Origin of the sequence: Halomonas sp. MES3-P3E (genome assembly GCF_002836035.1) — a bacterium.
Taxonomy (GTDB): domain Bacteria; phylum Pseudomonadota; class Gammaproteobacteria; order Pseudomonadales; family Halomonadaceae; genus Vreelandella; species Vreelandella arctica.
Genome location: NZ_PJBT01000004.1, coordinates 1 through 24709, shown reverse-complemented (window position 1 = coordinate 24709; position 24709 = coordinate 1). Strand labels below are relative to the sequence as shown.

Annotated in this window: 22 protein-coding genes; 10 read left to right on the top strand and 12 right to left on the bottom strand. The window is 54.7% G+C overall.

Annotated elements, in window-relative coordinates; translation table 11 throughout:
* Positions 1–64: 64 nt before the first annotated feature.
* The 5 genes from truD to CXF87_RS01485 all read right to left on the bottom strand — a co-directional run bounded on the left by truD (position 65) and on the right by CXF87_RS01485 (position 3992).
* Positions 65–1099 carry a tRNA pseudouridine(13) synthase TruD gene (gene truD, locus CXF87_RS01505; RefSeq protein ID WP_101145210.1) on the bottom strand — a complete coding sequence of 345 codons (1035 nt, stop codon included), beginning with the start codon at positions 1097–1099 and terminating at the stop codon, positions 65–67.
* Complete coding sequence (gene ispF / locus CXF87_RS01500; RefSeq protein ID WP_101145209.1) at positions 1092–1580, bottom strand: 2-C-methyl-D-erythritol 2,4-cyclodiphosphate synthase; 489 nt, start codon at positions 1578–1580, stop codon at positions 1092–1094. The genes truD and ispF overlap by 8 nt, the downstream gene beginning before the upstream one ends.
* Positions 1581–1597: 17 nt before the next feature.
* Positions 1598–2305, bottom strand: a complete 708-nt coding sequence (ispD, locus tag CXF87_RS01495) for a 2-C-methyl-D-erythritol 4-phosphate cytidylyltransferase (RefSeq protein WP_101145208.1) — start codon at positions 2303–2305, stop codon at positions 1598–1600.
* The gene (gene ftsB, locus CXF87_RS01490) at positions 2302–2640 is read right to left on the bottom strand and encodes a cell division protein FtsB (protein WP_008956320.1); all 339 of its coding nucleotides are present in this window, start codon (positions 2638–2640) and stop codon (positions 2302–2304) included. Before ftsB ends, ispD begins: the two co-directional genes overlap by 4 nt.
* A gap of 200 nt (positions 2641–2840) precedes the next feature.
* Positions 2841–3992 carry a GNAT family N-acetyltransferase gene (locus tag CXF87_RS01485; RefSeq protein WP_101145207.1) on the bottom strand — a complete coding sequence of 384 codons (1152 nt, stop codon included), beginning with the start codon at positions 3990–3992 and terminating at the stop codon, positions 2841–2843.
* A gap of 192 nt (positions 3993–4184) precedes the next feature.
* Here CXF87_RS01485 and CXF87_RS01480 point away from each other — a divergent pair, with 192 nt between their 5' ends.
* From CXF87_RS01480 to CXF87_RS01465, 4 genes are all read left to right on the top strand, one after another.
* Positions 4185–5540, top strand: coding sequence for an aldehyde dehydrogenase family protein (locus CXF87_RS01480; protein WP_101145206.1), 1356 nt, complete (start codon positions 4185–4187; stop codon positions 5538–5540).
* 88 nt (positions 5541–5628) lie between these two features.
* A complete protein-coding gene (locus tag CXF87_RS01475) occupies positions 5629–8241 on the top strand; it encodes an ATP-binding protein (protein ID WP_101145205.1) in 2613 nt (870 codons plus the stop codon).
* Complete coding sequence (locus CXF87_RS01470; protein WP_101145204.1) at positions 8238–10004, top strand: two-component system response regulator; 1767 nt, start codon at positions 8238–8240, stop codon at positions 10002–10004. The genes CXF87_RS01475 and CXF87_RS01470 overlap by 4 nt, the downstream gene beginning before the upstream one ends.
* The gene (locus CXF87_RS01465; protein WP_008956315.1) at positions 9994–10857 is read left to right on the top strand and encodes a MurR/RpiR family transcriptional regulator; all 864 of its coding nucleotides are present in this window, start codon (positions 9994–9996) and stop codon (positions 10855–10857) included. The genes CXF87_RS01470 and CXF87_RS01465 overlap by 11 nt, the downstream gene beginning before the upstream one ends.
* An 11-nt stretch (positions 10858–10868) precedes the next feature.
* On the opposite strand, the gene CXF87_RS01460 is transcribed toward CXF87_RS01465, so the two are convergent.
* Both CXF87_RS01460 and CXF87_RS01455 read right to left on the bottom strand, forming a co-directional pair.
* Positions 10869–11228 carry a RidA family protein gene (locus CXF87_RS01460; RefSeq protein WP_101145203.1) on the bottom strand — a complete coding sequence of 120 codons (360 nt, stop codon included), beginning with the start codon at positions 11226–11228 and terminating at the stop codon, positions 10869–10871.
* A gap of 81 nt (positions 11229–11309) precedes the next feature.
* Positions 11310–11795 (bottom strand): Lrp/AsnC family transcriptional regulator, encoded by a 486-nt coding sequence (locus CXF87_RS01455; protein WP_008956313.1) that lies wholly within the window; start codon positions 11793–11795, stop codon positions 11310–11312.
* A gap of 193 nt (positions 11796–11988) precedes the next feature.
* Here CXF87_RS01455 and CXF87_RS01450 point away from each other — a divergent pair, with 193 nt between their 5' ends.
* Positions 11989–13680, top strand: a complete 1692-nt coding sequence (locus CXF87_RS01450) for a 2-isopropylmalate synthase (RefSeq protein WP_101145202.1) — start codon at positions 11989–11991, stop codon at positions 13678–13680.
* A 130-nt stretch (positions 13681–13810) separates the two neighbouring features.
* Here the strand turns inward: CXF87_RS01450 and CXF87_RS01445 are convergent, their stop codons facing one another.
* The gene (locus CXF87_RS01445; RefSeq protein ID WP_101145201.1) at positions 13811–14668 is read right to left on the bottom strand and encodes a universal stress protein; all 858 of its coding nucleotides are present in this window, start codon (positions 14666–14668) and stop codon (positions 13811–13813) included.
* Positions 14669–14837: 169 nt separating this feature from the next.
* Here CXF87_RS01445 and crcB (CXF87_RS01440) point away from each other — a divergent pair, with 169 nt between their 5' ends.
* From crcB (CXF87_RS01440) to CXF87_RS01430, 3 genes are read left to right on the top strand one after another with little or no spacing between them, the layout of a single operon-like run.
* Positions 14838–15239 carry a fluoride efflux transporter CrcB gene (gene crcB / locus CXF87_RS01440; RefSeq protein WP_101145200.1) on the top strand — a complete coding sequence of 134 codons (402 nt, stop codon included), beginning with the start codon at positions 14838–14840 and terminating at the stop codon, positions 15237–15239.
* Positions 15236–15622: a fluoride efflux transporter CrcB gene (gene crcB, locus CXF87_RS01435; protein WP_101145199.1), complete on the top strand. Its 387-nt coding sequence runs from the start codon at positions 15236–15238 to the stop codon at positions 15620–15622. Before crcB (CXF87_RS01440) ends, crcB (CXF87_RS01435) begins: the two co-directional genes overlap by 4 nt.
* 29 nt (positions 15623–15651) lie before the next feature.
* Positions 15652–16614, top strand: a complete 963-nt coding sequence (locus tag CXF87_RS01430; RefSeq protein ID WP_101145198.1) for an arsenic resistance protein — start codon at positions 15652–15654, stop codon at positions 16612–16614.
* On the opposite strand, the gene cfa is transcribed toward CXF87_RS01430, so the two are convergent.
* The 3 genes from cfa to CXF87_RS01415 all read right to left on the bottom strand — a co-directional run bounded on the left by cfa (position 16611) and on the right by CXF87_RS01415 (position 20348).
* Positions 16611–17774, bottom strand: a complete 1164-nt coding sequence (gene cfa, locus CXF87_RS01425; RefSeq protein WP_101145197.1) for a cyclopropane fatty acyl phospholipid synthase — start codon at positions 17772–17774, stop codon at positions 16611–16613. The two genes, CXF87_RS01430 and cfa, sit on opposite strands and share 4 nt — an antisense overlap.
* Before the next feature lie 206 nt (positions 17775–17980).
* Positions 17981–18838 carry a universal stress protein gene (locus CXF87_RS01420; protein WP_101145196.1) on the bottom strand — a complete coding sequence of 286 codons (858 nt, stop codon included), beginning with the start codon at positions 18836–18838 and terminating at the stop codon, positions 17981–17983.
* Between the two features lie 19 nt (positions 18839–18857).
* On the bottom strand, positions 18858–20348 hold the full coding sequence (locus CXF87_RS01415) for a SulP family inorganic anion transporter (protein ID WP_101145195.1): 1491 nt from the start codon (positions 20346–20348) through the stop codon (positions 18858–18860).
* A gap of 520 nt (positions 20349–20868) precedes the next feature.
* Here CXF87_RS01415 and CXF87_RS01410 point away from each other — a divergent pair.
* Positions 20869–21882, top strand: a complete 1014-nt coding sequence (locus tag CXF87_RS01410; protein ID WP_101145194.1) for an isocitrate dehydrogenase — start codon at positions 20869–20871, stop codon at positions 21880–21882.
* Positions 21883–21891: 9 nt separating this feature from the next.
* Here the strand turns inward: CXF87_RS01410 and CXF87_RS01405 are convergent, their stop codons facing one another.
* The gene (locus tag CXF87_RS01405; protein ID WP_101145193.1) at positions 21892–24096 is read right to left on the bottom strand and encodes a heavy metal translocating P-type ATPase; all 2205 of its coding nucleotides are present in this window, start codon (positions 24094–24096) and stop codon (positions 21892–21894) included.
* A gap of 68 nt (positions 24097–24164) precedes the next feature.
* On the opposite strand from CXF87_RS01405, the gene CXF87_RS01400 reads away from it, so the two are divergent.
* The gene (locus CXF87_RS01400; RefSeq protein WP_101145192.1) at positions 24165–24644 is read left to right on the top strand and encodes a MerR family transcriptional regulator; all 480 of its coding nucleotides are present in this window, start codon (positions 24165–24167) and stop codon (positions 24642–24644) included.
* The last annotated feature ends 65 nt before the right edge of the window (positions 24645–24709 follow it).

The following is a 24709-nucleotide window of genomic DNA, read 5'->3' as shown; positions in this document are numbered from 1 at the left end:
TTTTTAACGTCTTATAGCTATTCTGACGACTTATAACCGTTCTGACGACTGACGTCGCCCACCGCTATCCACTCATCTCTATCAGCTCACCAAGCACAGCGGTAGCAAAGCTACCGCGAGGCAACGCAAACGAAAGCCGTACGGCATCAGCTTCCCAAGTAAGCTGTGGTTCCAGCAGCCGCATCCGCAGCGCACGGCGTGCCTGCTTAACCCCGCAGCGCTCCAAACCACTACACAAGCCAGGATACTGCTGCTGCAAATACGTTTCATAGCTAGCAGCGTCACCCTGACCGGCTTCGCCAACGCCCCAGAGCACCCCCGTTGGATGCACATCCAGCGCCATGGCGCGGGCCTGAAGCGTCGCATCGGTGGCTTCAATACCAAACACGCTTTGCGTGCCGTCCAACATTAAGGTGTCGCCTGCCAGGGGTTGCGTCCAAGTGCCATCCGCAACGCGAGTGCTGAGCAGTTCGTTAAACAAAAAGCTGCGCGCGGTAGAAAGCATCATACCTTGACGGTCGTCCCGTTTACGCCAACCTCTGTTAAGTAGTGCTTCTGCGCGCTGAAGATTATGCCCTTCATGACCAAAGCGCTGGGGGCCGAAATAGTTGGGCACACCAGACTGACAAAGCGCTTCCCAGCGGCTGATAAAGTCGTCGCTTGCTATGGCCTTACCGCTTAGGCGTAAGACGAATCGATTAGTGCGGTGAACCCCGCGCTTAAGCTTACGCGGGTGGCGCGCCTGCTCAACCACCGTGATGCCCTGGGCATTAAGCGATTGCTCTAAGTCAGGCGGCGCATCGCGCCCTGGCAGATGCACGCTCAGCCACTGGCGGGTCACGGCAATACGATCCTTCATCCCGGAGTAACCAATATCACGGGGTGTTACGTCACAAAGCCGACTTAACAACTTAGCCACTTCTAACGTGGATTGGTTACGTTTTTCAACCCGCAACCACAGGTGTTCCCCGTGCGCCTCGGGAGTAAAATCCAACTGTTCGTCAACCCAGAAGTCTTCCGCCTGAGCACGGTATTGACCGGCTTTAGGCGGGCCGAACAGAGGATCTAAGCAACGCTGCCAGACAGGCATATTAATCATTAAGCGCCTCTGCACGGTTTAGCAGCACCACTGCCTCAGCAGCAATACCCTCACCGCGCCCGGTAAAGCCCAGCCGCTCGGTAGTGGTGGCTTTAACGTTAACCTGGCTAAGCGCGACGCCTAAGTCAGCGGCAATGATGGCCCGCATTGCATCAACATGAGGCGCCATTTTAGGCGCTTGCGCCATTAGCGTGGCGTCCAGATTGACCACGCCATAGCCCTGGCCCTGAATAAGAGTGACCACATGGCGCAGCAGTTCGCGGCTATCAGCCTCCGCCCACGTTGGGTCGGTATCGGGAAAATGACGGCCAATATCGCCCAACGCACAGGCACCTAACAGCGCATCGCTCACAGCGTGCAGCAGCACATCGCCATCGGAGTGCGCCACGAAGCCATGGTCAAATGGCAGCTTAACGCCACCGATCATCAGGTGATTGCCGGGGCCGAAACGGTGGACATCGAATCCGTGGCCAATACGCATTACTAAGCTCCTAATGATTAAAGCCTGTCAGGCAGGTTAGCGGCTTGGGCCGCCATAATCGCAGCTGCCAGCGCTAAGTCGTCTGGGTGGGTAATTTTCAGGTTGTCGCGCCGCCCGCTTACTAATTGCGGCCGTTCGCCCAGGGCTTCGACTGCCGAGGCTTCATCAGTTACCAGTGTTTGCTGCTGGCGGGCGGTTTCCAGTGCACGCCGCAGCAGCGCGTAACGAAAACCTTGGGGCGTTAGCGCATGCCATAAGCCATCCCGGGGTTCGGTTCGCGAGCTCAGGCTCTGGTTATCGGCACGCTTCATGGTATCGGCTACCGGCATCGCCAAGAGCGCGCCAGCGGGGTGTGTCGACGCGGCTTGATAGAGCGCCTGCAGGTCGTTCACGGTAATACAGGGACGTGCCACATCATGCACCATCACTACATCATCACCCTCAGCCGCCATGGCGTGCAGCGCATTTAACACGCTGTCCATTCGCTCGTTGCCACCTGGCACTCGCTGCCAGTCCGCAAAAGGTACCCAGCCTGGTGAAAACCAGCGGTCATCAGCATCTAAACAGAGTACCAAGCGGGCGTGGGGAAAGGCGTGATGCAGCCGAGCCAAGGTATGCGCCAACACCGGCTGTTCATCGGCCAAGGTTAAATACTGTTTAGGCTTGTCTGCCCCCATGCGGCGACCTTGGCCAGCCGCAGGAACGATTAGCCAGGTTTGGCTCACTGTGCCGGCTCCTGGGGAGCGACCAGACCCGCATTAATACCGATCAGCTCATTCTCAATTGCCACACCAGGCACCCAGAAAAATTGTTCATCGGTACGCACCATGCCCATATCGCTACGCGCCCGTTCCTCTATGGCGTCTAAACCGTTTTTTAAATCCGTCACTTCGGCCGCCAGCCGCGCATTACGCTCGCGCATGGGTACATTGGCCGCTTCTTGCACCGCCACACGTTGCTCCACACGCTGTAAATCGCTCCAGCCGCCGTTACCTAGCCACAATTCGTATTGAAGCAGTGCCACCACCGCGAGCAATGTTATCACTAGCCATTTGCGCATCATTGCTCTCCCTAGGTATATCGGCTGGGTTTATTAAAAGCACTGGCTGAATCAACCTCTGCGCTGATCCGCTGAAGAGCGCTTATCGGCGCGCATTATGCCATTAAGGGGCAACACCAGCGAGCCGCGCCTTACTTTAATGTCGGTTTTAATAGCAGTTTTAATATCGACTTAAATGACGGCGTAAATGATCGTTAAAATCACTGCTTAAATGGCAGTGCTTGATGGGCCGCTTCGCGATAGGCGCTGACATGCTCGCCCTCTTCCTGGCAAAACTGGGCGACACCGGCAGCAAGCCCCGGATGGCGAATATAGTGCAGCGAGCGCACTCGTTGAGGGGCAAAGCCACGCACCAGCTTGTGCTCACCCTGGGTGCCTGGATCAAACAGCGTTAAGCCATGCTGCAAACAGTACTCAATCCCCTGGTAGTAGCAAGCCTCAAAGTGGAGACAATCAGCGACGACCTCGCTTCCCCAATAGCGGCCATATAACGTGCTACTGCCACGAAAATAGAGCGCTGCGGCTACCGGGCGGCCTTCACTATGGGCCTGTACCAGCACTAGCGCGTCCGGCATGGTTTGGCGTAGTTGTTCAAAAAAATCATGGTTTAAATAAGGCGGACGACCACGCTCATGGTAGGTAATCGCATAGCAGCGATAGAAATGTGCCATATCGGCGGAGGTAATCGCCTCGCCTTCCAAACGCGATACCGTTAAGCCTTGCTCAGCGACTAAGCGCCGCTCGCGCTTGATCATTTTGCGTCGCTTTGAGGTCAGGCTGGCCAAGAAGCCATTAAAGTCGCCAAAACCACGATCACGCCACTGAAACTGGACGCCTTCACGGGTGATAAGCTCGGGGCACTGTGCCTGCCAAGCGGTGACGTCTGCTTCATTGGCAAACAGCAAATGCCAGCTTGAAAGGGCTTGGCTTGTGCACTGTTCACGCCATGCCTCGGCAAGAAACGCTCGCACTGCCGTGGCATCGGCGTGTTCAGCAATCAGCGTGCGCACGCCGGGTACCGGTGTGAACGGCACCGCGCTAAGCGCTTTAGGATAATAACGACCACCGGCGTGTTCTAACGCTTCCGCCCAGCCCCAATCAAACACATACTCACCGTAGGAGTGATGCTTGCGGTACATGGGCATCGCCGCGACTAGCTGCTCGCCTTGCCATACACTCAGATGACAAGGCTCCCAGCCGGTAGCCACGCTGACCGAGCCGCTGGCTTCAAGTGCGTGTAAAAAAGCATGGCGTAAAAAGGGCTGATCATTATCGACGAGTGCATCCCACTGGCTTGCCGTGACGGCCCCAATGGTGGGTAGAATAGTGAGCGACAGTGGATCTAACGGCATAGCACCTTCCAGGGAGTGTGGGGCTAACGCAATATAAGTTGCTAGCACCACTTTACACTAACTGACTGCATTAACCGTTTACATTAATCATTGTTGTCAGCCGTTTATAGCGACCATCTCTACCGACCAACTATACCGGCATTGGTACCCACGCTTATCACTCGCGCCGATAGCGGCGTACAAGGAGAGGCCATGAAGCGCGACCTAACGGGTGACTTCCAAACGCAGCGTCATGCTGCCGATCAAATGCCCTACCCGACGCTAACGGTGCGACGTGAACGACTAGCCCGCCTTGCGCGCATGACCAAGCATCACCAGCTAGAGATTATCCGTGCGATTCAAACCGATTTTGGTCAGCGCAGCGACGTGGAAATACGCATAGCCGAGATCAGCGCGGTACTAGACGCCATTCGTCACGCAAGACTCAATCTATGGCGCTGGATGCGCCCTTGGGCGGTCAGCATGCCCTGGCGGCTACTGCCGGCACGGGCTCGCATTGCACCTCAACCACTGGGCGTTGTCGGCGTGATATCACCCTGGAACTACCCATGGTGTTTGTCGTTAATGCCGGTGGTTGACGCCTTTGCAGCCGGTAATAGGGTGTTACTCAAACCTAGCAAGCACTCCCCCGCTACCAGCGCCCTACTGAAGCGATTAGTACCGCAATATTTTACCCCTGAAGAGTTCAACGTGGTGGAGGGCGATGAGGAGGTTGCGCGTCGTTTTAGCGGCTTACCGTTTGATCACTTGATATTCACTGGCTCTACCGCGGTGGGACGGCAAGTCGCCCAAGCGGCGGCGGCGAATTTAACCCCAATCACGCTAGAACTGGGCGGTAAATCGCCTGCTATCGTGGCGGGCGATGCCGACCTGGATCAAGCGGCCGCAGCGATTATTTTCGGCAAAGGTATGAACGGCGGACAAACCTGTATTACCCCTGACTATGTGCTGGTAGAGAGCCGCCATATTAGCGGCTTGGTTAAGGCGTTAAGCCACGCCATTCAGCAGCAGCGACCCGACGATCACGCAGCCACGTCTCCCATTGATGCAGCTCATCAACAGCGGCAAGAGGCCATGCTCCAAGAAGCCCACGATCATGGCTGTAGAATCATTGATTACGGCCCGCATGCGCCTGCACTGATTATCGATCCCCATCAAGGCCTTCAGGTGATGCGTGAAGAAACGTTTAACCGCTGCCTATCGGTGATTGGTGTCAGTGATATAACGGCAGCTATCAACGTTGTGAATGCCCGCCCCCACCCATTAGCCCTTTACGCATTTACTCACGATAAAGGTTTACAGCAACAGCTGCTGGAAACCACTCGTTCTGGGGCACTGGTGTTTAATACGACGCTGCTGCATCACGCAGTGCCATCTTTACCTTTTGGTGGTGTAGGAGAGAGTGGCATGGGCGCCTATCACGGCCGCCACGGCTTTGAGCGATTTAGTCATTTACGTAGTATTTTTTATCAATCAAAACGCACACCTAGCCACATGCTTTATCCGCCTTACCGGCGCTGGCTAATGAAACTGATTGGGCTTGGTTAAAGCTTACGGGTTAATGTCCGATATTTAGTTATACATTGGCATAAAACCCTTATGGTATGTTTTATTAATTCTCAGCTTTGGAATAGTCATGCAAGCCACAGAAACACCTGATAATGAAACACAGCGTTTGGCGGCCTTGCATGCTTTACAGGTACTCGACACCCCTCTCGATACGGCTTTTGAGCGTATGACGCAATTGGCCCGTGACCTGTTTGATGTGCCTATTGCGCTGGTTTCATTAGTCGATCAAGAGCGCCAATGGTTTAAATCGCACCAGGGACTTGATACCTGTGAAACCAGCCGGGAAGTCTCTTTCTGCGCCCATGCCATTGCACTTGATGCGCCACTGGTGATCGAAGATACGCTTCACGACGAGCGCTTTAGAGATAATCCACTGGTCGGCGACCTGCCGCATATCCGCTTTTACGCAGGTTACCCACTACGGCCATTAAATGGCATGCCGGTAGGCACACTGTGTATCATTGATCGCCAGCCTCGCGTCTTCAGCGAGCGTGACTTAATGTTACTCGGTAGCTTGGCCGGTCAAGTAGAAGAGCTATTACACCAGCATAAGCTGCAGGTGGACCTTACCCATACCGCGCGCCGTTTTGAGGCGCTATTCAACAAAAGCGCCACCGCCAAGATACGTATTGATCACGCGGGCCTGATTATTGGCATCAACCCCTTCGCACTGAACCTCCTCGGTTATGAAGAGAGCGAGCTACTCGGAAAAAATGTCGCTGTCCTTACGCCCCCAGACATTAGCTCACAGCACGATTCGTTTATCGCCCGCTATATTGCTGGTCACGAGCCCAAAGTCATTGGGCGTGGCCGTGAAGTCGAGGCATTACATAAAGAGGGGCGTTACATACCGGTTCATCTCGCGATTAATGCCATCCACGATGATCACGGAAAAGTGGTCGAGTTTTTAGGCGTTCTCACCGATTTAACCGATGTTTACAACGCCAACCGCAGAATACGTAAAGAGCAGAACTTGCTCAAAGTGCTCCACCAGGGCGTTACCGACTATCAAGCATTAATGTCGGGAAAACGCCTATGGACCTTCTTAATGGAGGCGCTTCGCGACCTTACCGACAGTGACTACGCGCTGATCGGTGAAGTAATGCCCACCACGACCACCAATGCGCTTAAAATCCATGCGATTACCGACCTGTCCTGGAGTGAAGAGTCTCGCCTCCTGATGGAGCGACTGCGTAGCGGCGATATGACCCTCACCAACCCCAAATCGCTGCTTGGCCGCGTATTTGCGTTTGGCGAAGTGATTATGACCGATGACGTTTATAGTCACGTCAAACGCGGCGGTTTCCCCCCGGGTCACCCACCGCTGCATAATTACCTGGGTGTACCCATATTCAGCGGCGAGCGGCTGATCGGCATGTTTGCCATCGCCAATAGTAAACAGCCGCTCAATCAGGCACTGCTGGATTGGTTGCAGCCGTTTACCGATACCTGTGCTCTGCTGATCAACCTTTACAGCCAAATGGCAGAGCGCGAAGAGGTCACCAAAGATTTGGCTAACGCCAGAGATCAAGCGGAAATAGCCAATCAGGCTAAAAGCGAATTTCTCTCCTCGATGAGCCATGAGTTGCGCACCCCGCTCAATGCCATCATTGGGTTTTCTCAATTGCTAGCCAAAGGACGGCGCGACCCACTGACTGAAAAGCAGCAGCGCCAAGTAACACAAATTGAGAAAAGCGGGCTTCATTTACTGAGTTTAATTAATGAGGTACTCGATCTCGCCAAAATAGAAGCAGGTCATCTGACGCTATCCATTGAGGCAATCGTAGTGGCCAACGTGATTGACGATGCTTGCAGTACGCTTGAGGCCAACATTGAAGCGGCGGGTATTACGTTACTTCGCACACCCCACCCTCCCCACTGGCAAGTCAGCGCGGATTACACCCGCACCAAACAAGTGCTGCTTAACCTGCTCTCCAATGCGATTAAATATAATAGTCATTACGGCACTATCGAAATCGCAGTAACGCAAGAGAGCGATGAGCTATGTATTAGCGTTACCGATTCGGGAAAAGGGATTGCTGCCGAGCGCCAACATGAGCTATTTGAACCGTTTAATCGCCTCGATGCCGAGCAGAGTACAACGGAAGGCACGGGTATCGGCTTAGCCATCACCCGCGAACTCATTGGTCGGATGCAAGGGCGCATCGGTGTGGAAAGCGCACCAGGAGAAGGATCCAGCTTCTGGTTTACGTTACCTATCAACGAACAGAGCCTACCGCAAGAAAACGTGCTGCCTAGTGAAGTCTCAGAAACCGCCAACGAGACTGAGCACATCTTCCAGCTGCTTTATATTGAGGACAATCCAACTAACCAACGGTTGATGGATGACATTATAGAAGACTATCCCAATATTGAGCTTCAGACGGTGTCCAGTGCAGAACTAGGGCTTGAAATCATGCGTCACTCGCCGCCTGATTTAGTGTTAATGGATATTCATTTACCCGGTATGAATGGCTATCAAGCGTTAGCGGAGATACAGAACACCCCCGAACTCCAGCATATTAATGTGATTGCCCTGTCGGCCAATGCGATGGATCGCGATCTTCGCTATGGTTTAGCCGCCGGTTTTGCTGATTACCTGACGAAACCCATCGATATCGAGAAGCTAAGCCGTACGCTTCACCAGTTTTTACCGACTGTGTTAAGGAAGGTGCCATGAGCCTTACCGAAAAACACCTGTTAGTTATTGATGACAACACGGTTAATATCGAATTATTGCTCGACCTACTTGACGAGTATGGCTTCGAGAATGTTCACGGTATCAATGATTCACGGGAAGTGCTTGGCCACTGTCAGTTGCAGATGCCTGACCTGCTACTGCTGGATATCCGTATGCCCTACTTAGACGGCTACGCGGTTATTGAGCAGTTGAGTGCCCACTTTGAAGAGCAGATGCCCCCGATCATTGTGCTCACCGCGCAAATCGATGATGCCACCCGTCAACGCGCTCTCGCTTTGGGCGTTCGTGATTTTATCACCAAGCCCTTTAAGCAGGATGAAGTCCTGCAGCGTATACGCAATACGTTGAACATTGAGCACCGCTATCAAATACGCGATAAGCAGGTCGATACGTTAGAACTGACGGTCGCTAAACGCACCCAAGAGCTTGATAGCCAGTCACGCACTGACTCGATTACCCAATTACCTAATCGCCGCGGATTAAGCCAGGCATTGCAAGCGGCTGCACTTCAAGCCTCCAGCACAGGGCTATTGTTTATTGCGCTCGACAAATTAGATGATGTGGTGCGCCTGCACGGCTACCGGGTCGCCGACCAACTGCTGCGTCACATTAGCCAGCAGCTGCGACAACAGCTCAGCGCTGATTGCCTGCTTGGTTTATGGGGTGGCAGCGAGTTACTGGTCATCACGCCAACGGCAGACTCTGCCAAGCTGATGCAACTGGCTGAACAGCTACTGGGCTGCTTTGAGCAAGATCAGGCATTGGATGAGCTGCTGCTTCCTCTTAGCGCACGTATCGGGATTAGCGGTGAAACGGGCTATTTTGAGACTGAGCGCCTGGTGCATATGGCTGCCTTAGCGTTGCCGCCCCAAGGGTCGCTACGCGTACAATGTTATACGCCAGCGATTGAGGAGAAGCAGCGCCATCAGCTACATATTCAGCAGGCGATACGCGGCGCCACCGAACGGGGTGAAATGTCGCTCGCATTCCAGCCCAAACTATCGCTGGCCGATCACAAAATTATAGGCGCAGAAGCGCTCCTTCGCTGGCACCATCCAGAGTTCGGTGCTATCTCCCCTGGTGAGTTTATTCCCCTGGCAGAAGCCAGCGGTGATATTCTTGCCATCGGGGATTGGGTGCTCAATGAGGCGATGCGCTACATCACCCTTTGGCGGGCGCAAGGGCTGCTCAATGATGACTTCCATATTGCCGTCAATGTTGCCGCACGCCAGCTAACGCGTAAAGACTTTGCCCAACAGCTACTGGCGCGGCTTGAAGAGCAGCAGATCCCCCAGCGCTTTTTTGCTCTGGAAGTGACAGAATCCGGGCTGATGAGCGATATGGATCACGCTCGCCAACAGCTCGCGCAGCTGGCCAAAATGAATATAGCTGTTGCTATTGATGATTTTGGTACGGGCCAGTCGTCGCTGGCGTATATTAAAACGCTGCCCTTCTCGACACTCAAAATCGATCGTGCCTTTGTGATGGATCTTGAAACCAGCGCCATTGATCGCCAACTGGCGCAAACGATCACCCAGCTTGCACATAGTGTGGGTTGCGATGTGGTGGCAGAAGGCATCGAAAATTCCGCCCAAGCGGCGTATTTAAGCTCAATTGGCTGTGAGGCTGCACAAGGTTACTTTTACGCTCGCCCGCTGCCTGCCGAGGCCTTTGTGACCTGGTGCAGCGAATGGCAGCCGCTTCTTTCTACTTCTCCTAGGGAGGCCGTTAATGGCTCATGACTTACTTGACCGCTTACGCGAACGTTTAGAAGAACTCAACCGCTCGGAGCGTAAAGTCGCCAATGTAATTCTTGAGGACCCGACGGTCGCTACCAGCCTTAGCATTGCCAGCTTAGCGCAAGCGGCAAGCGTTAGTGAGCCCACGGTTAACCGTTTTTGCCGCAACTTTGGCGCCAAAGGCTACCCTGATTTCAAAATCAAACTCGCTCAGAGTTTGGCCGGAGGCACGCCCTATGTCACCCGAGCCGTGGAGCCCGGCGACACCGCCACCCAGTACACCCAAAAAATTTTTGGCGCCACCATAGCCGCACTAGACGAAGCACAGCGTGAAATCGACATGGCCGCCATCGAGCGCATGGTCGACTACCTCACCCAGGCAAAACAGATCCACATTTTTGGTTTGGGCGCTTCTGGCGCAGTGGCCCAGGATGCCCAACACAAGTTCTTCCGCTTCAACCTGCCGGTGATGGCCTACATAGACGTGCTGATGCAACGCATGGTCGCCGCCGCCTGCCATACCGGTGATGTGGTAGTGATTATCTCCTACACCGGCCGCACCCGGGAACTAGTGGATATTGCCCGCTTGGCGAGGGATGCCGGCGCCGTGGTTCTGGGCATCACCGCGCCCAATTCACCGTTAGCGCATGAGTGTACTGCCACGCTTGAAGTGGCCACGCCCGAAGACACCGACCACTACATGCCGATGACCTCGCGGGTAATCCAATTAACGCTGATTGATGCGCTGGCCACCGGAGTGACCCTGAGGCGTGGTGAAGACTTCTTACCCCACCTCAAGAAAATCAAAGACAGCCTGCGCGACACCCGCTTTCCGGTGGAAAAGCCCGGCAAGTGAGTAGTGGGTGTTTACTCACTGACGGCGGTGGTGACGGTAATTTCCACTTTCAGCTCATCAGCTGGCAGCGGTGCGCACACGCAGGTGCGCGCCGGGGCGTAGCCTACCGGTACCCAGGCGTCCCATACTTCGTTCATGGCAGCAACGTCGCTGCCGTCTTTTAGGTAAACCGTCGCGCTAAGCAACTGTTCACGGCTTGAACCAATCTCTTTCAGTAGCGCATCTACCCGCGCCAGCATGCTTTCGGTTTGCGCGGTAATATCGCCATTACGGGCCTCAGGGCCAGCCACTTGACCACACAAATAGGCAACCCCTTGGTGAATCACCGCACGGCTCATGCGGGCTTTCGTATCGTGGCGCTGAATCGTCATAGTGCAAACTCCCAATAAGTAGAAAAAAAGCAGTCTAAACCGCTTAGCTTACCTTTGACCATGCCAAAAGCATTAAGGCTATCAAAGCCGATCGGTAGGCACCGGGCGATGTTCAAAGACCCGCCGCAGGACAAAGCTGGTGTGCGCCCCCGTCACGCCTTCAATCCGGTTGATCACGTGCAGGAGCAGGTGCTGATAGTCATCCATATCGCGCACCAGAATCTTGAGCTGAAAATCCGCCGCCTGACCGGTAATAATCAAACACTCAATGACGTTGGGTATCTCGCGAATATGGCGCTCAAAATTATCGAAGCGCTCCGGCGTGTGCTGATCCATGGAAATATGCAAAAGCGCCATCAGTTGATAACCCAGCTGGCGGGAATCTACCTCGGCACGGTAATGCAGGATTAAGCCATGCTCTTCCAGTGCCCTCACCCGGCGCAAACACGGCGAAGGTGAAAGCCCAATGCGGTCGGCCAACTCCTGATTACTGATACGCCCCTCCTGCTGCACTATATCCAAGATATGACGATCGAAACGATCCAACACCAATGGCGACACGGACATAACAGGCAGCTCCTACCAAAATAGTTAATCAAAACGATATATTATGCCAATTATGTTCTTGTTAACCCTATCTTCGCAAGAACCTAGCGCGGCAAACCTTTTACACTAAGGAAGCTGCCAAAAGCAGTGAACACGTTAGCACGGTCGCCACAAGCAGCCGACTCAATCACCCAGCTACGATTAGGAAACCACCATGTCTGCTTTTGATCATCGCAAATATCGCCCTGCGCCCCGTGTGCCTGCCTTCAATCGCCAATGGCCGGATCGTGACCTTGATCACGCCCCGATCTGGGTGAGCGAAGACCTACGCGACGGTAACCAGGCGTTACTTGAGCCGATGACCGTTGAGCAGAAACAGCGCTTCTGGCATCAGATCGTTAAAGTAGGTATCAAAGAAGTCATGGTGGGCTTTCCTTCGGCCAGCCAACCGGACTACGACTTCGTGCGCTGGCTGATCGAAGAGGATCAAATTCCCGATGACGTCACCATTGCGGTGCTGGTGCAGTGTCGCGAACACCTGATCGAAAAGACCTTTGCCTCGCTGGTAGGCGCCAAACGCGCCATTGTTCACCTCTACAACTCCACCTCAACGGTTCAGCGCGAACGTGTCTTTGAGATGGATCGCGCCGGTATTGTGGATATCGCGGTACAGGGCGCCACCTGGGTTAAGACCTACGCCGACCGTTACCCGGACATTGACTGGCGCTTTCAGTACTCACCGGAAAGCTTTTCCAGCACCGAAATCGATTTTTCCCTGGAGGTCTGCGAAGCAGTCTTGGATGTTTGGCAGCCAACGCCGGACAACAAATGCATTCTCAACCTGCCGACCACGGTGGAAGTGGCTGGGCCGCACCATCACGCCGACCAGATTGAGTACTTCTGCCAGCACATCAGCCGCCGCGACAGTGTGATCATCTCGGTGCATACCCACAACGACCGCGGTGGCGCTGTCGCCTCCGCCGAGCTTGCCCTGCTGGCCGGTGCCGAGCGGGTAGAAGGCACCCTGCTGGGCAATGGCGAGCGTACCGGTAATATGGATATCGTCACCCTGGCGATGAACCTTTATAGCCAAGGCATTGATCCTGAGCTGGATCTTTCCAATCCTGATGAAATCATTCAGGTCGTCAACGAGTGCACCGGGATTGCGATTCACCCACGCCACCCCTGGGTGGGCGAGATGGTCTACACCGCTTTCTCAGGCAGTCACCAAGATGCGATCCGTAAATCACTCAAGCACCAGAAGCCCGACGAGCCGTGGCAAGTGGCCTATTTGCCCATTGATCCCCATGACATCGGTCGCGACTATCAGGCCGTCATTCGCGTCAACAGCCAGTCCGGTAAGGGGGGCATGGCCTTCCTGCTGGAACGCGATTACGGCATTAACCTGCCGCGTTGGATGATGCTGGCCTTGGCGCCTTACGTGCAGCAAGAGAGCGAAAAACGCGCCAGCGAACTCTCCAGCGAAATGATTCGCCAGGTGATGTTTGATCACTTCACCCAGGAAGCACCGCTCTCGCTAGTCGACTACCGGCTTTCCAAGGGTCAGCAGGAAGGCATTGAAGTCACGCTGCAACAAGGTAGCGAAACGCTACGCCTTTCAGGCAAGGGCAACGGCGCGATGTCCGCGTTTACCGATGCGTGGCAACGTCACTCCGGCAGCAGCGTAGGCATTATCGATTACAGCGAGCACTCTCTCGGTGCCAGCAGCGAGGCCAATGCCATTGCCTTTGTGCAGCTTAATATCGATGGTCAGCGGCTCTGCGCGGTAGCCGAGGACAGCGATACGGTAAGTGCATCGCTCAAGGCGATCATCGCGGGTATCAATTTCACCGATCAAACGGTGGCAAAGGGATTATCTTCCAAGGAAGCAGAGCTGACGCTGTAACCGCCGCTGCCACCTAAACCTCAACTGGCGATGTAGCCTGACTCAAGCAGGGATTCATCTACGTCGCCAGCAAGCGTATCGAAGACAAATATTGCACACCCAGCTCTACTTTCGGTATTTCTCACATGGATTAGCGCAAAATCAACACCGGCAGCTGCGCTTTACGCAGCATCGCGGTGGTAGTACTGCCGACCAATAGGTGGCGAATTCGCGAGTGGCCGTAGGCCCCCATCACCAACATATCAATGCCGTTCTCTTGTTTGTAAGCACGTAGCGTTTTTTCTACTTCGCCAGAGCGGATGGCCCCTTCGGCAGTGTGACCGGCCTCGCGCAGTGTTTCTAATGCCCAGGCTAGCTGCGAGCGGTTTTCTGCGGTTTCCGCACCCACAATCACCACGTGGCAGGTGGCGCCCTCAAATAGTGGGCTTTTAGCCAGCATTTCCACGCCTTTACGCGCGGTGTTACTGCCATCGAATGCCATCATCACGTTATGCGGCTGGGTAAACTGTTTCGGCACCATAAGAATCGGCCGGTGCATTTCCCGCACCACACGCTCAAGGTTGGAGCCTAAATGGCCGCTGGCTTGGTGCGCCGTTTCGCCCCGCTTGCCGACTACCAGCAAGCGCACCTCTTTTTCGTTCTCGACTAACGTTTCCACCAGCGTACCGTTGCGCTGCAAGCACTGCGGCTCGGCAACGCCCGCGCTTATCGCACGCTCTTTGGCGGCGTCTAACAGTAGTCGCCCGCGTTCACGGGAGACTTTGGCATGCTGCTCTTCTATACCCGAGAGTTTTTCCAGCAGGTGCTCTCGGGTACCTAATCCTAGGTTACCGGTTAAATCCGGCTCGGTTACCTGGGCGTGATGATTATCGACGGTGTGGATAAAACTAAGCGGCGCATTCAGCGCTTTAGCGGCCCAGGCCGCATAATCACACACACCTTCTGAAAACTGAGAACTATCGATAGCGGCCAACACGCGATCTGACATGGAGTACTTCTCCTTGAGCGGGGGCATCAACATTGTTGTTATATTCTCGACCTTTTCTACACCAACTGATTGACGTGCGACACCCTAAAACGCTCTTGCGTGCTTCGGACGCTATAAAACGCACATGCTAAACTGGGCGGCCTATTTATTGAGCGCCTAAGGGGGAAGCATGAGTGATGGCTTAACAAGCGTACTGTTAGTCGCACTCGGCGGCGCGCTGGGTGGCATGGGGCGGTTTGCGGTTTCCAATCTACTGGCCCGCTATCTCGGTAAGGCCTTTCCCTGGGGAACCCTGGCGGTTAATGCCAGCGGCGCGTTTCTAGCGGGCTGGCTACTCGGCAGCCTAGGTATCGCCAACGCCCCCTCACCTTTATGGCTGTTCACTGTCGCCGGTTTACTGGGTGGCTACACCACCGTTTCTTCTTTTAGCTTGCAGACCATCGAGCTATGGCAAGGCGGCCAGCAACTGCGCGCCAGCGTGAATGTAGGGGCCACGCTGCTGTTTGGCTTAGCCATGGTCACCTTTGGCTGGTTGTTATCAGGCGCTTCTCTGTCAGGAGCGAACTTATGAGTGCCTGGAGAGCGTACCTTGCGGTGGGCATCGGCAGCGGCGTCGGCAGCGTGCTACGTTACGGCGTTTCGCTGTTATCGCAGGCGGCATTAGGGGGTTATTTCCCGTGGGGAACACTTATCGTCAACGTGCTGGGTTCTTGTTTAATCGGCTGGTTGGCTGCCACCTTCTCGCGCTCACCCCACAGCCCACTCGCGCGTTTGCAACCGTTACTGGTCGCCGGGTTTTGCGGGGGCTTTACCACCTTTTCGCTGTTTAGCTTAGAGACGCTGTATCTGGTGCAGGTGGGCAAACCAGCTATGGCGCTGGTTTATATAGTGGTCAGCCTGCCGCTTTGGCTGGGTGCCGCCGTTGTGGGTGAACGCATGGCGCTTTCTCGTTAGCAAAACCGTCAGCCAAAGGATGAGCCAGTATGCGCGATCAGATGGAACAGTATCAGTCTTGGCTCTATCTGGTATTCATTGGCTTGGGTTTAGCACTAGGCATCGGGGCGCCGGGATTTGCTCAGCGCCTAGCGCCGTTAGTATGGCCTCTATTAGGCATACTACTGTATGCCACCTTTACTCAAATCCCCTTACTGAACATTGCCCGCAGCTTCACTGACAAGCGCTTTATGGCGGCGTTACTAACCGGCAACTTTATCGCCATTCCCGCTTTTTTAGCGCTTTTCGTTTTGTGGCTACCGCTTTCTTCCGCAGTGCTGGCAGGCGTTCTGCTGGTACTGCTAGTACCCTGCACCGATTGGTTTATCACCTTTACGCATTTAGGCAAAGGCGATGCCGCCCGGGCGATGGCTGCCACCCCGCTACTGCTGCTGGTGCAGATGGTTGCGCTACCGATTTATCTTTGGCTGTTTTTAGGCAGTGAATGGTTTCAGTTAACGCTTTCTAAAGAGCTACTGAGTGCCTTTACCGGCCTTATTATTACGCCGTTAGTGCTCGCTTGGCTGACTGAATACCTAGCCCAAGGCCGCCGCAGCATTAAACGCAGCGTTGCCTGCCTGGGGCTGCTGCCCGTGCCGCTATTGGCGCTGGTGGTGTTTATGATTGCCGCTTCGCAGGTTCACACTGTGATCGAGCTTAGCGAGGTGTTGGCTCAGGTCGTCTTTATCTTTATCGGTTTTTTACTCTTCGCGGCACTGCTGGGCAAAGGGCTAGGCAAGCTGTTTGCATTGCCCACCGCTAGCGCCCGAACCCTGGCCTTTAGCTTTGGCACGCGTAACTCCTTTGTAATGCTGCCTATCGCCCTGACGCTACCCAGCGCTTGGCAGGCCGCGGTAGTCGTGATTGTGTTTCAATCACTCATCGAACTCTTTGGCATGGTGGCATTCTTACGCTGGGTGCCTAGCAAGCTATTGCCAGAGAAAATACATTAACTGATGCGGTGATAGCCCCCCAACACCCCCTGCTTGCTCATCACCAACTGCCAGAGATGGATTTCCCGAGCGCGGAAAGCACCAGCGCAGCTTAATAAATAGTAGCGCCACATGCGATAAAACCCCTCGCCATACTGGTCTTTAAACGTCGGCCAGTGAGCCTCAAAGTTTTGATGCCAAGCCATCAGCGTACGGTCGTAATCAGCCCCAAAGTTATGTACATCCTCTACCACGAAAAGCGCTTCAGCAGCGTCCGTGACTTGCCCCATGGTGGGCAGCTCCCCATTGGGGAAAATGTACTTATCAATCCAGGGGTCGGTGACCGTATTACTTAGATTTTTGCCAATGGTATGCAGCAAAAACAGCCCATCATCTTTTAAGCAACGGTTGGCGACACTCATAAATTCACGATAGTTTTTATGCCCCACGTGCTCAAACATGCCGATGCTGACAATGCGGTCAAACTGCTCGTGCTCATTACGGTAATCCTGCAAGCGAAACTCAACCGGCAGGCCTTTTTTGATCAGCCGCTGCCCGAACTCGGCTTGCTCCTTAGAGATCGTAAGGCCCACGCATTCAACGCCGTAATGCTCGGCAGCGTAGGCCATAAAGCTTCCCCAACCGCAGCCGATATCCAGCACGCGCATACCTGGTTTCAATTGAAGTTTTCGACAAATGAGATCTAGCTTGGCTTCCTGGGCTTCATCCAACGTTTGAGCATGTTTCCAGTAACCGCAGGTATACGTCATGCGTTGATCAAGCATGGCAGCATAGAAGTCATTACCCAGATCGTAATGCTTTTCGCCCACTTCCCATGCGCGCTTAACGGTTTGGCGATTCAGCAGGCGCGAACGTAACGAGTAATACACTAGTTGGGTAGGCTTGATACGCTGCCCAAGCTGAGCACGCATTAAGCGGTAAAACAGCTCGTCTAGTTGCGCAGCGTCCCAATCCCCTTTCATATAGCTTTCGCCAAGCCCGAGGTTACCTCGCGAAAGGGCGCTATCGATAACACCGGGTGCTTTTAGCTGTATGTCCCAGGATCGTCGGCCATCCAACTGAATATCGGCTTGGGCCAGCAACTCGGCGACAAAACGATGGGAAGGAGAGGCTTCATCGAAGCCAACAGGGACTGTTCTCTCTAAGGTAGGCATATTCAAGGCAGGCTCCTCGCACTATTCCAGTGTGTGAATAGATAACAACCTGACTATCAGCATAGAACCGCATTGCAACATTAGCATTGTTAAATAAGCCACCTTAACGCTAATTAAATACAAAAAAACCGGCCACTCAAATTACGAGGGCCGGCTGCAGAGAAGAAGTCGCAATGCGAGCTAAACGGTGATGCGCTGCTGTTTAGTGAGCCTTAGCGCAAAATCAGTACCGGTATGCGGCTACCACGTAGCATGGCCGTGGTTGTGCTACCTACCAGCAAGTGGCGAATACGCGAGTGCCCGTAGGCGCCCATCACCAGCAGGTCAATGCTGTGCTCTTTTTCGTAGGCTTGCAGGGCTTCATCTACCTCGCCAGCACGAATAGCGCCTTCGGCCTGGTGGCCAGCTTCACGCAACGTGCTTAACGCCCACTCAAGCTCGGAGCGGCGTTCAGCCGTTTCTGCACCCACGATCAGCACATGGCACTCGGTGCCTGCAAACAGCGGCGAACGGGCCAGCATCTCGACGCCTTTTCGGGCGGTTTTGCTGCCGTCAAAGGCTATCAATATCTTTTCAGGCCGCTTGAAGGTTTTCGGCACCATCAGGATCGGGCGGTGCAGTTCACGCACCACCCGCTCAAGGTTAGAACCCAGATGCCCACTGGCTTGGTGGGCGGTTTCACCGCGCTTGCCCACTACCAGCAAACGTATGTCTTTCTCAAGCTCTAACAGGCTTTCCACCAGGGTGCCATTGCGCTGGCGCGTGGCGGGGTCGCTGACCCCATCTTCTATTGCGCGCTCTTTGGCGGCTTCCAACATCAACTTGCCTTGCTCGCGATTCACCTTCGCGCGCTGCTCATCAAGTTCGGAAAGCTCTTTCATCAGCCGTTCGCGGGCGCCGAAACGCAGGTTGCCGGAAAGGTTCTGCTCTTCGGGTACGCCTGAATGATTGTCGACCACATGCACAAAGGTTAACGGTGCATCCATGGCCAAGCTTGCCCAGGCGGCGTAATCGCAGACGCCTTCTGAAAACTGGGAGCCGTCAATAGCGGCTAATACTTGATCTGTCATGTTGCGCTCCTTGCGTTGGTTAGTGGCCGCCCATCAATTTTTCAACCGCTTCGGGGTCGTTATGAACCGCATAGCGATCCACTACCGTCGCGCTGGCCTCGCTCAAACCAACAAGCTCTACTTCAGTACCCTCACGGCGAAATTTAATCACGATCCGGTCCAGCGCTTGTACGGCAGTCACATCCCAAAAGTGTGCACGGGAAAGATCAATCGTCACTTTCTCGATACTTTCCTTGAGATCGAAAGCGGCCGTGAAACGCTCAGAAGAGGCGAAGAACACTTGGCCGACTATTTGATATTCACGCTCTTTGCCCGCTTCGATCTCTTTTGAACCGATGTAGAGAATGTTGCCCACTTTGTTAGCAAAGAACAGCGCCGCCAACAGCACACCGACAAATACGCCGATAGCCAAGTTGTGTGTGCTAACCGTGACCGCCACAGTAGCCAACATGACGATATTGGTGCTTAGGGGGTGTTTTTTCAGGTCCCGGATCGATTCCCAGCTAAAGGTGCCGATTGATACCATGATCATTACCGCCACCAGCGCCGCCATGGGTATCTGCGACACCCAATCTGACAGGAAGACCACCATCATTAAGAGCACCACGCCAGCAATCAGCGTCGATAATCGCGTCCGGCCACCGGACTTAATATTAATAACTGATTGACCGATCATGGCACAGCCAGCCATGCCGCCCATCAGCCCGGCACCTATATTGGCAATCCCCTGCCCTTTACACTCGCGATTTTTATTACTCGGTGTATCGGTCAGGTCATCCACAATGGTGGCGGTCATCATCGACTCAAGCAGGCCCACCACAGTCAGCATCAACGCGTAAGGTAAAATAATCCATAGTGTTTCCAGATTCAGCGGCACGCTGGGCCACAGAAAAACAGGCAGCGTATCGGGCAGTTCACCCATATCACCGACACTGCGGATATCCATCCCACTAATCATATAGACCGCGGTTAGCACCACAATGCAGACCAACGGTGAAGGAATCGATTTACCGATGACGGGTAAATAGGGAAACAGATAGATAATGCCCAAGCCCGCCAACGTCATGGCATAAACATGCCAGGTCACGTCGGTCAATTCCGGCAATTGTGCCATGAAGATCAAAATCGCCAGCGCATTCACAAACCCGGTAACCACTGAGCGCGACACGAAGCGCATCAAATCCGCGAGTTTCAGGTAACCGGCTATAATCTGCAGTACACCGGTAAGCAGCGTTGCCGCCAGTAGATATTCAAGCCCATGTTCGCGCACCAGCGTCACCATCAGTAACGCCATAGCGCCGGTTGCCGCTGAAATCATGCCGGGACGACCACCGGTGAAGGCAATAATCACCGCGATACAGAAGGAGGCATAAAGACCAACTTTGGGGTCAACGCCTGCGATGATTGAAAAGGCAATCGCCTCGGGAATCAGCGCAAGGGCGACCACGATTCCCGAGAGCGTGTCGCCTTTAATATTGGAAAACCACTCTTGCTTACTATAGAGAGACATTCAGGGAGTCCATGGCTGGAGGTTAAAATAGTACAAACCCTCGACGCGACACAGTGGCGCACGCAAGACGCGCGGTATCAGACTAATGAGCCAGTGCTGGAGCAATCTAAGGTTCGGCCCGCCAATCGGCGGAAGAATGGCAATAGCATGCCGTAACGCCATGACAACGCAATTAACGTGTCTAGACGTATCGCTTGGGGAGGGGGAAACCTAGGGCGGAGTCATCAGCCCTGAAGTGGGTAATGCTTGTGTTGAATTTGAAAAGGTCATTGCCGTTATGCCTTGCTGTCAGAAGAACGCTATATTTAATCGCGTTGTAATAAGCCGCCGCATTCTAGCAGCAATTATTGTTGACTGCACCCGCCCTACACCCTTTGCAGGGTGCCCTCTAGGTTCAATTTGGCGTACCATTGCACCGCTAAAAGAGACATTTAATCCCAACTTTTCACGTTGAAGCGGCACGCCATTCCTTGCCCCATAAGCATGCCGAATAAGCCTGCCGATTAAAGAGGAGCAGCACATGAGCCAATCTATTGCAGTCATCAAAGGCGACGGTATCGGCCCCGAAATTATGCAGGCCACGCTACGAGTACTCGACGCGTTAGATTGCGGCTTGAATTACCAACATATTGACGCCGGCCTGGGCGCGCTTGAAAAGCACGGCACGCTGATTCCCCAGGAATCGCTGGATGCCATCGAAAAATACGGCATTGCCCTAAAAGGCCCGCTGACCACGCCGATTGGTAAGGGCTTCTCCTCAATCAACGTACAGCTACGCCGCCACTTTGATCTTTACGCCAACGTGCGTCCGGCGATTAGCTTCCCCGGCACCCGCTCGCGCTACGACGATATCGACATGATCACCGTGCGCGAAAACACCGAAGGCGCCTACCTTTCCGACGGTCAGGAAATGATCGACGACGGCAATACCGGCATTTCGGTAATCAAAGTTACCCGCAAAGGCTCAGAGCGTATTGTGCGCTACGCTTTTGAGCTGGCCAAAAACAACGGCCGCAAAAAAGTCACCGCGGTACATAAAGCCAACATCATCAAAACCAGCTCTGGGCTGTTCTTGGACGTGGCGCGTGAGATCGCCAAAGAGTACCCCGAGATCGAATTTCAGGAGATGATCGTCGATAACGCCTGCATGCAACTGGTGATGAACCCGCATCAGTTTGATGTGGTGGTCACTACCAACCTGTTTGGCGATATTCTCTCTGACCTATGTGCAGGTCTAGTGGGTGGACTGGGCCTGGCGCCTGGGGCGAATATCGGCGAAAAAGCGGCAATCTTTGAAGCCGTGCACGGCTCCGCGCCAGATATCGAAGGCAAAAACATTGCTAACCCCTGTGCCCTACTGCTGGCTGCCGCGCAAATGCTCGATCACCTGGGCATGAACGAGAAAGGCGACGCTATCCGCCAGGGCATTCGCACCGTACTGGAAACCCGCCGCGATATGGTTACCCCCGACATGGGCGGCACCGGCAGCACCGATTCCTTTGCCCAGGCGTTGGTCGAGTACGTTCAAGGCTAACTAGAGGGTTTAAACGTCGTTAAAGCGGTAACGCAATAAATGCAACGCATTGAGGGTGACCAGCACAGTTGCCCCGGTGTCCGCCATTACAGCGACCCACATCCCCGTAATCCCCAGCGCGGTAGAGACCAGAAACAGCGCTTTAAAGCCAAGCGCCAAGGCCACATTGGTTTTAACATTGCGCATGGTGGCCCGGGAGAGCGCAATCATTTCGGCAATGCCCACTACGCGGTTTTTAAGCAAAGCGGCGTCGGCGGTTTCTAGCGCCACATCGGTGCCGCTGCCCATCGCAATACCTACTTCCGCTGCCGCGAGCGCCGGTGCGTCGTTAATACCATCGCCCACTTTACCTATCGGCCCAAGACCTTGTGCCTGCCACTGGCGCACACGCTGGGCTTTGTCTTCGGGCATCAGCTCGCCTTCAGCTTCAATGCCCAACTGCTCACCAATGGCGGCCACGGTGCGGGCGTTGTCTCCACTGAGCATCACGGCCTGTACGCCTAGGCGCTCAAGCGCTTGAAGTCCTTCGCGAGCATCTTCACGCGGCTCATCACGCAGGGCGATCAGACCTAACGGGCGCTCGTTCTCTCTGTCTACTTCGATCAAGACGGCCACGCTTTTGCCCTGCGCTTCCAGCGCGGCAATGCGCTTATCGCCTTCACTGGTGGGCCTGTTGAAACGTTGCAAGTAGCGCGGACTTACCAGCATTAACTCACGCCCATCCACCCGCCCAGCAACGCCATGCCCTGCTAGCGCATGGGCACCTTGCACAGTAGGCAGCGGAGCATCCTGCTGCCGGTGAAAATAATCACTAATCGCCACGGCGAGGGGGTGGCTCGAGCCCTGCTCCAGCGCAGCGGAGAGACGCACTACTTCATCCCGACTGTTTTTATCAACACTGCCGTCAGTTTCAAAGCTCTCCACATCGGTCACCGAGGGCGTGCCTGCGGTGAGCGTACCGGTTTTATCCAGCGCGACGCGTTTCAGCTTGCCTAACTGCTCTAACACCGCGCCGCCTTTCATCAACAGGCCATGACGAGCGCCCACCGACAAGCCTGCTGCAATGGCCGCGGGAGTCGAGATTACCAGCGCACAGGGGCAAGCGATCAACAGCAGCGCCAGGGCGCGGTAGATGGATTCCGACCACAGCATTGGCGACACCAGCGGCGGTATAATAGCGACCAGCAGCGCTACTGCCACCACCGCAGGCATGTAGTAAAAAGCAAAGCGGTCGATAAAACGCGCCACCGGTGCTTTCGCCGCCTGGGCCTCTTCCACCAGCTTGATCACTCGGGCAATCGTGTTGTTTTCTGCACTTTTAGTTACCTCGACCTCCAGCACGCCGTCTAGGTTGACGGTGCCCGCAAACACCCCCTCCCTTTCGCCACGCTCACTCGGCACCGATTCACCATTGACTGGCGATTCATCAATTGAGGAGCATCCCGCCATAATGAGCCCATCGCAGGGTAACCGGTCGCCTGGGCGTACTTGCACCCGCTGGCCGGGCTGAAGCGAAGCGGCAGCGACGTCACGAATATTGCCTTGCTCCATTAATCGCGCGGTAGAGGGCGTCAGCTTAGAAAGCGCGGAAATACTGCGCCGCGCCTGGGCGGCGGCAACGCCTTCCAGCATTTCCCCCACCGCAAACAGAAACACCACGACCGCGGCTTCGGCGGCGGCGTTAATCGCCAGCGCCCCAATGGCGGCAATGCTCATCAGCATCTCAATGGTGAAGGGGTTCCCCATCTTCAACGCCTGCCCAGCACGCTGGACAATCGGCACAAGGCCAACCACCGTCGCGACGACAAACGGCCAAGTGCCCAGGCTAGGCCAGGCAAATTTAAGCGCCCAAGCAAGCGCCAGCAGTACCCCACTAACAAGCACTAAACGCCCTTTAGGCGTTTTCCACCAAGGGGTACGTGTTGTCGCTTCAGCCGTGTTCGCCGACTCATCAATTACCTGGTAACCCAGCGCAGTGATGGTCGACTCTATCTCGGCATGGGGCAGCGTTTTCCCAGGCAGCGCGGTCAATCGCACCGAGCCGGTAACAGAACTCGCGGAGACTTCTTCGACATGATGTAAGCGCGTTAGCGCCGCTTCGACTTTACGCTCGCAGCCGCCACAATCCATGCCCTGTACACGCAGGGTGGTGGGCGTGGGCGTCGCTTGAGGGGTCTTGTCTTGCGTGGTTTTAGTAGGGGGCGTATGACTCATCGCATGGAACTCCCAGTTCGACTATCTTAAGAACAGCGTAATACCTGTAGCGACTAGAGGTTCAAGCAATGAAAGAACATTCCCCAGCGCTCTCCCCCACTGAGCGCTACATTGGCATTGGTGAATTGGCACGTGAGTCCGGCTGCAAACCGGAAACGGTGCGCTATTACGAGCGCATTGGTCTACTGCCTTCAGCACCGCGCAACGAAGGCAACCAGCGCCGCTATACGGCGTCGGCTGTCCGTCGATTAACGTTTATTCGTCATGCGCGGGATTTTGGCTTTTCGGTTGAGGCGGTACGGGAGCTTTTACAAATGGCGGATTATCCCGCCATGCCTTGCGAAGAGGTCGACACCTTGGCCAAACATCACCTAGCCGAAGTAGAAGCACGGCTTGCGCGGCTAACCGCGGTGCGCGATGAGCTGCAGCGCATGATCAATCAGTGCGCGGGAGGCAATATTGGCCAGTGCCATATTATTGACGTGCTGAGCGACCATCGCCTGTGTGAGCACTCTGGCCCCCACGGTGGCGCGGATGTCATCGGTTAACGTGAAGTTAGCCCAGCCACACATCCAGAAATAGCATAATCACCAGCCCCATCGCCAAACCAAAG

What these genes read in the sequence shown, in the direction of transcription:
- CXF87_RS01430 (WP_101145198.1), top strand. Translation starts at nt 15,652, where the DNA reads ATGCGCGATCAGATGGAACAGTATCAGTCTTGGCTCTATCTGGTATTC.
- CXF87_RS01410 (WP_101145194.1), top strand. Translation starts at nt 20,869, where the DNA reads ATGAGCCAATCTATTGCAGTCATCAAAGGCGACGGTATCGGCCCCGAA.
- CXF87_RS01465 (WP_008956315.1), top strand. Translation starts at nt 9,994, where the DNA reads ATGGCTCATGACTTACTTGACCGCTTACGCGAACGTTTAGAAGAACTC.
- CXF87_RS01470 (WP_101145204.1), top strand. Translation starts at nt 8,238, where the DNA reads ATGAGCCTTACCGAAAAACACCTGTTAGTTATTGATGACAACACGGTT.
- CXF87_RS01455 (WP_008956313.1), bottom strand. Translation starts at nt 11,795, where the DNA reads ATGTCCGTGTCGCCATTGGTGTTGGATCGTTTCGATCGTCATATCTTG.
- CXF87_RS01450 (WP_101145202.1), top strand. Translation starts at nt 11,989, where the DNA reads ATGTCTGCTTTTGATCATCGCAAATATCGCCCTGCGCCCCGTGTGCCT.
- CXF87_RS01460 (WP_101145203.1), bottom strand. Translation starts at nt 11,228, where the DNA reads ATGACGATTCAGCGCCACGATACGAAAGCCCGCATGAGCCGTGCGGTG.
- ftsB (WP_008956320.1), bottom strand. Translation starts at nt 2,640, where the DNA reads ATGCGCAAATGGCTAGTGATAACATTGCTCGCGGTGGTGGCACTGCTT.
- crcB (WP_101145200.1), top strand. Translation starts at nt 14,838, where the DNA reads ATGAGTGATGGCTTAACAAGCGTACTGTTAGTCGCACTCGGCGGCGCG.
- CXF87_RS01475 (WP_101145205.1), top strand. Translation starts at nt 5,629, where the DNA reads ATGCAAGCCACAGAAACACCTGATAATGAAACACAGCGTTTGGCGGCC.
- CXF87_RS01415 (WP_101145195.1), bottom strand. Translation starts at nt 20,348, where the DNA reads ATGTCTCTCTATAGTAAGCAAGAGTGGTTTTCCAATATTAAAGGCGAC.
- CXF87_RS01485 (WP_101145207.1), bottom strand. Translation starts at nt 3,992, where the DNA reads ATGCCGTTAGATCCACTGTCGCTCACTATTCTACCCACCATTGGGGCC.
- truD (WP_101145210.1), bottom strand. Translation starts at nt 1,099, where the DNA reads ATGATTAATATGCCTGTCTGGCAGCGTTGCTTAGATCCTCTGTTCGGC.
- crcB (WP_101145199.1), top strand. Translation starts at nt 15,236, where the DNA reads ATGAGTGCCTGGAGAGCGTACCTTGCGGTGGGCATCGGCAGCGGCGTC.
- CXF87_RS01405 (WP_101145193.1), bottom strand. Translation starts at nt 24,096, where the DNA reads ATGAGTCATACGCCCCCTACTAAAACCACGCAAGACAAGACCCCTCAA.
- CXF87_RS01445 (WP_101145201.1), bottom strand. Translation starts at nt 14,668, where the DNA reads ATGTCAGATCGCGTGTTGGCCGCTATCGATAGTTCTCAGTTTTCAGAA.
- CXF87_RS01420 (WP_101145196.1), bottom strand. Translation starts at nt 18,838, where the DNA reads ATGACAGATCAAGTATTAGCCGCTATTGACGGCTCCCAGTTTTCAGAA.
- CXF87_RS01480 (WP_101145206.1), top strand. Translation starts at nt 4,185, where the DNA reads ATGAAGCGCGACCTAACGGGTGACTTCCAAACGCAGCGTCATGCTGCC.
- ispF (WP_101145209.1), bottom strand. Translation starts at nt 1,580, where the DNA reads ATGCGTATTGGCCACGGATTCGATGTCCACCGTTTCGGCCCCGGCAAT.
- CXF87_RS01400 (WP_101145192.1), top strand. Translation starts at nt 24,165, where the DNA reads ATGAAAGAACATTCCCCAGCGCTCTCCCCCACTGAGCGCTACATTGGC.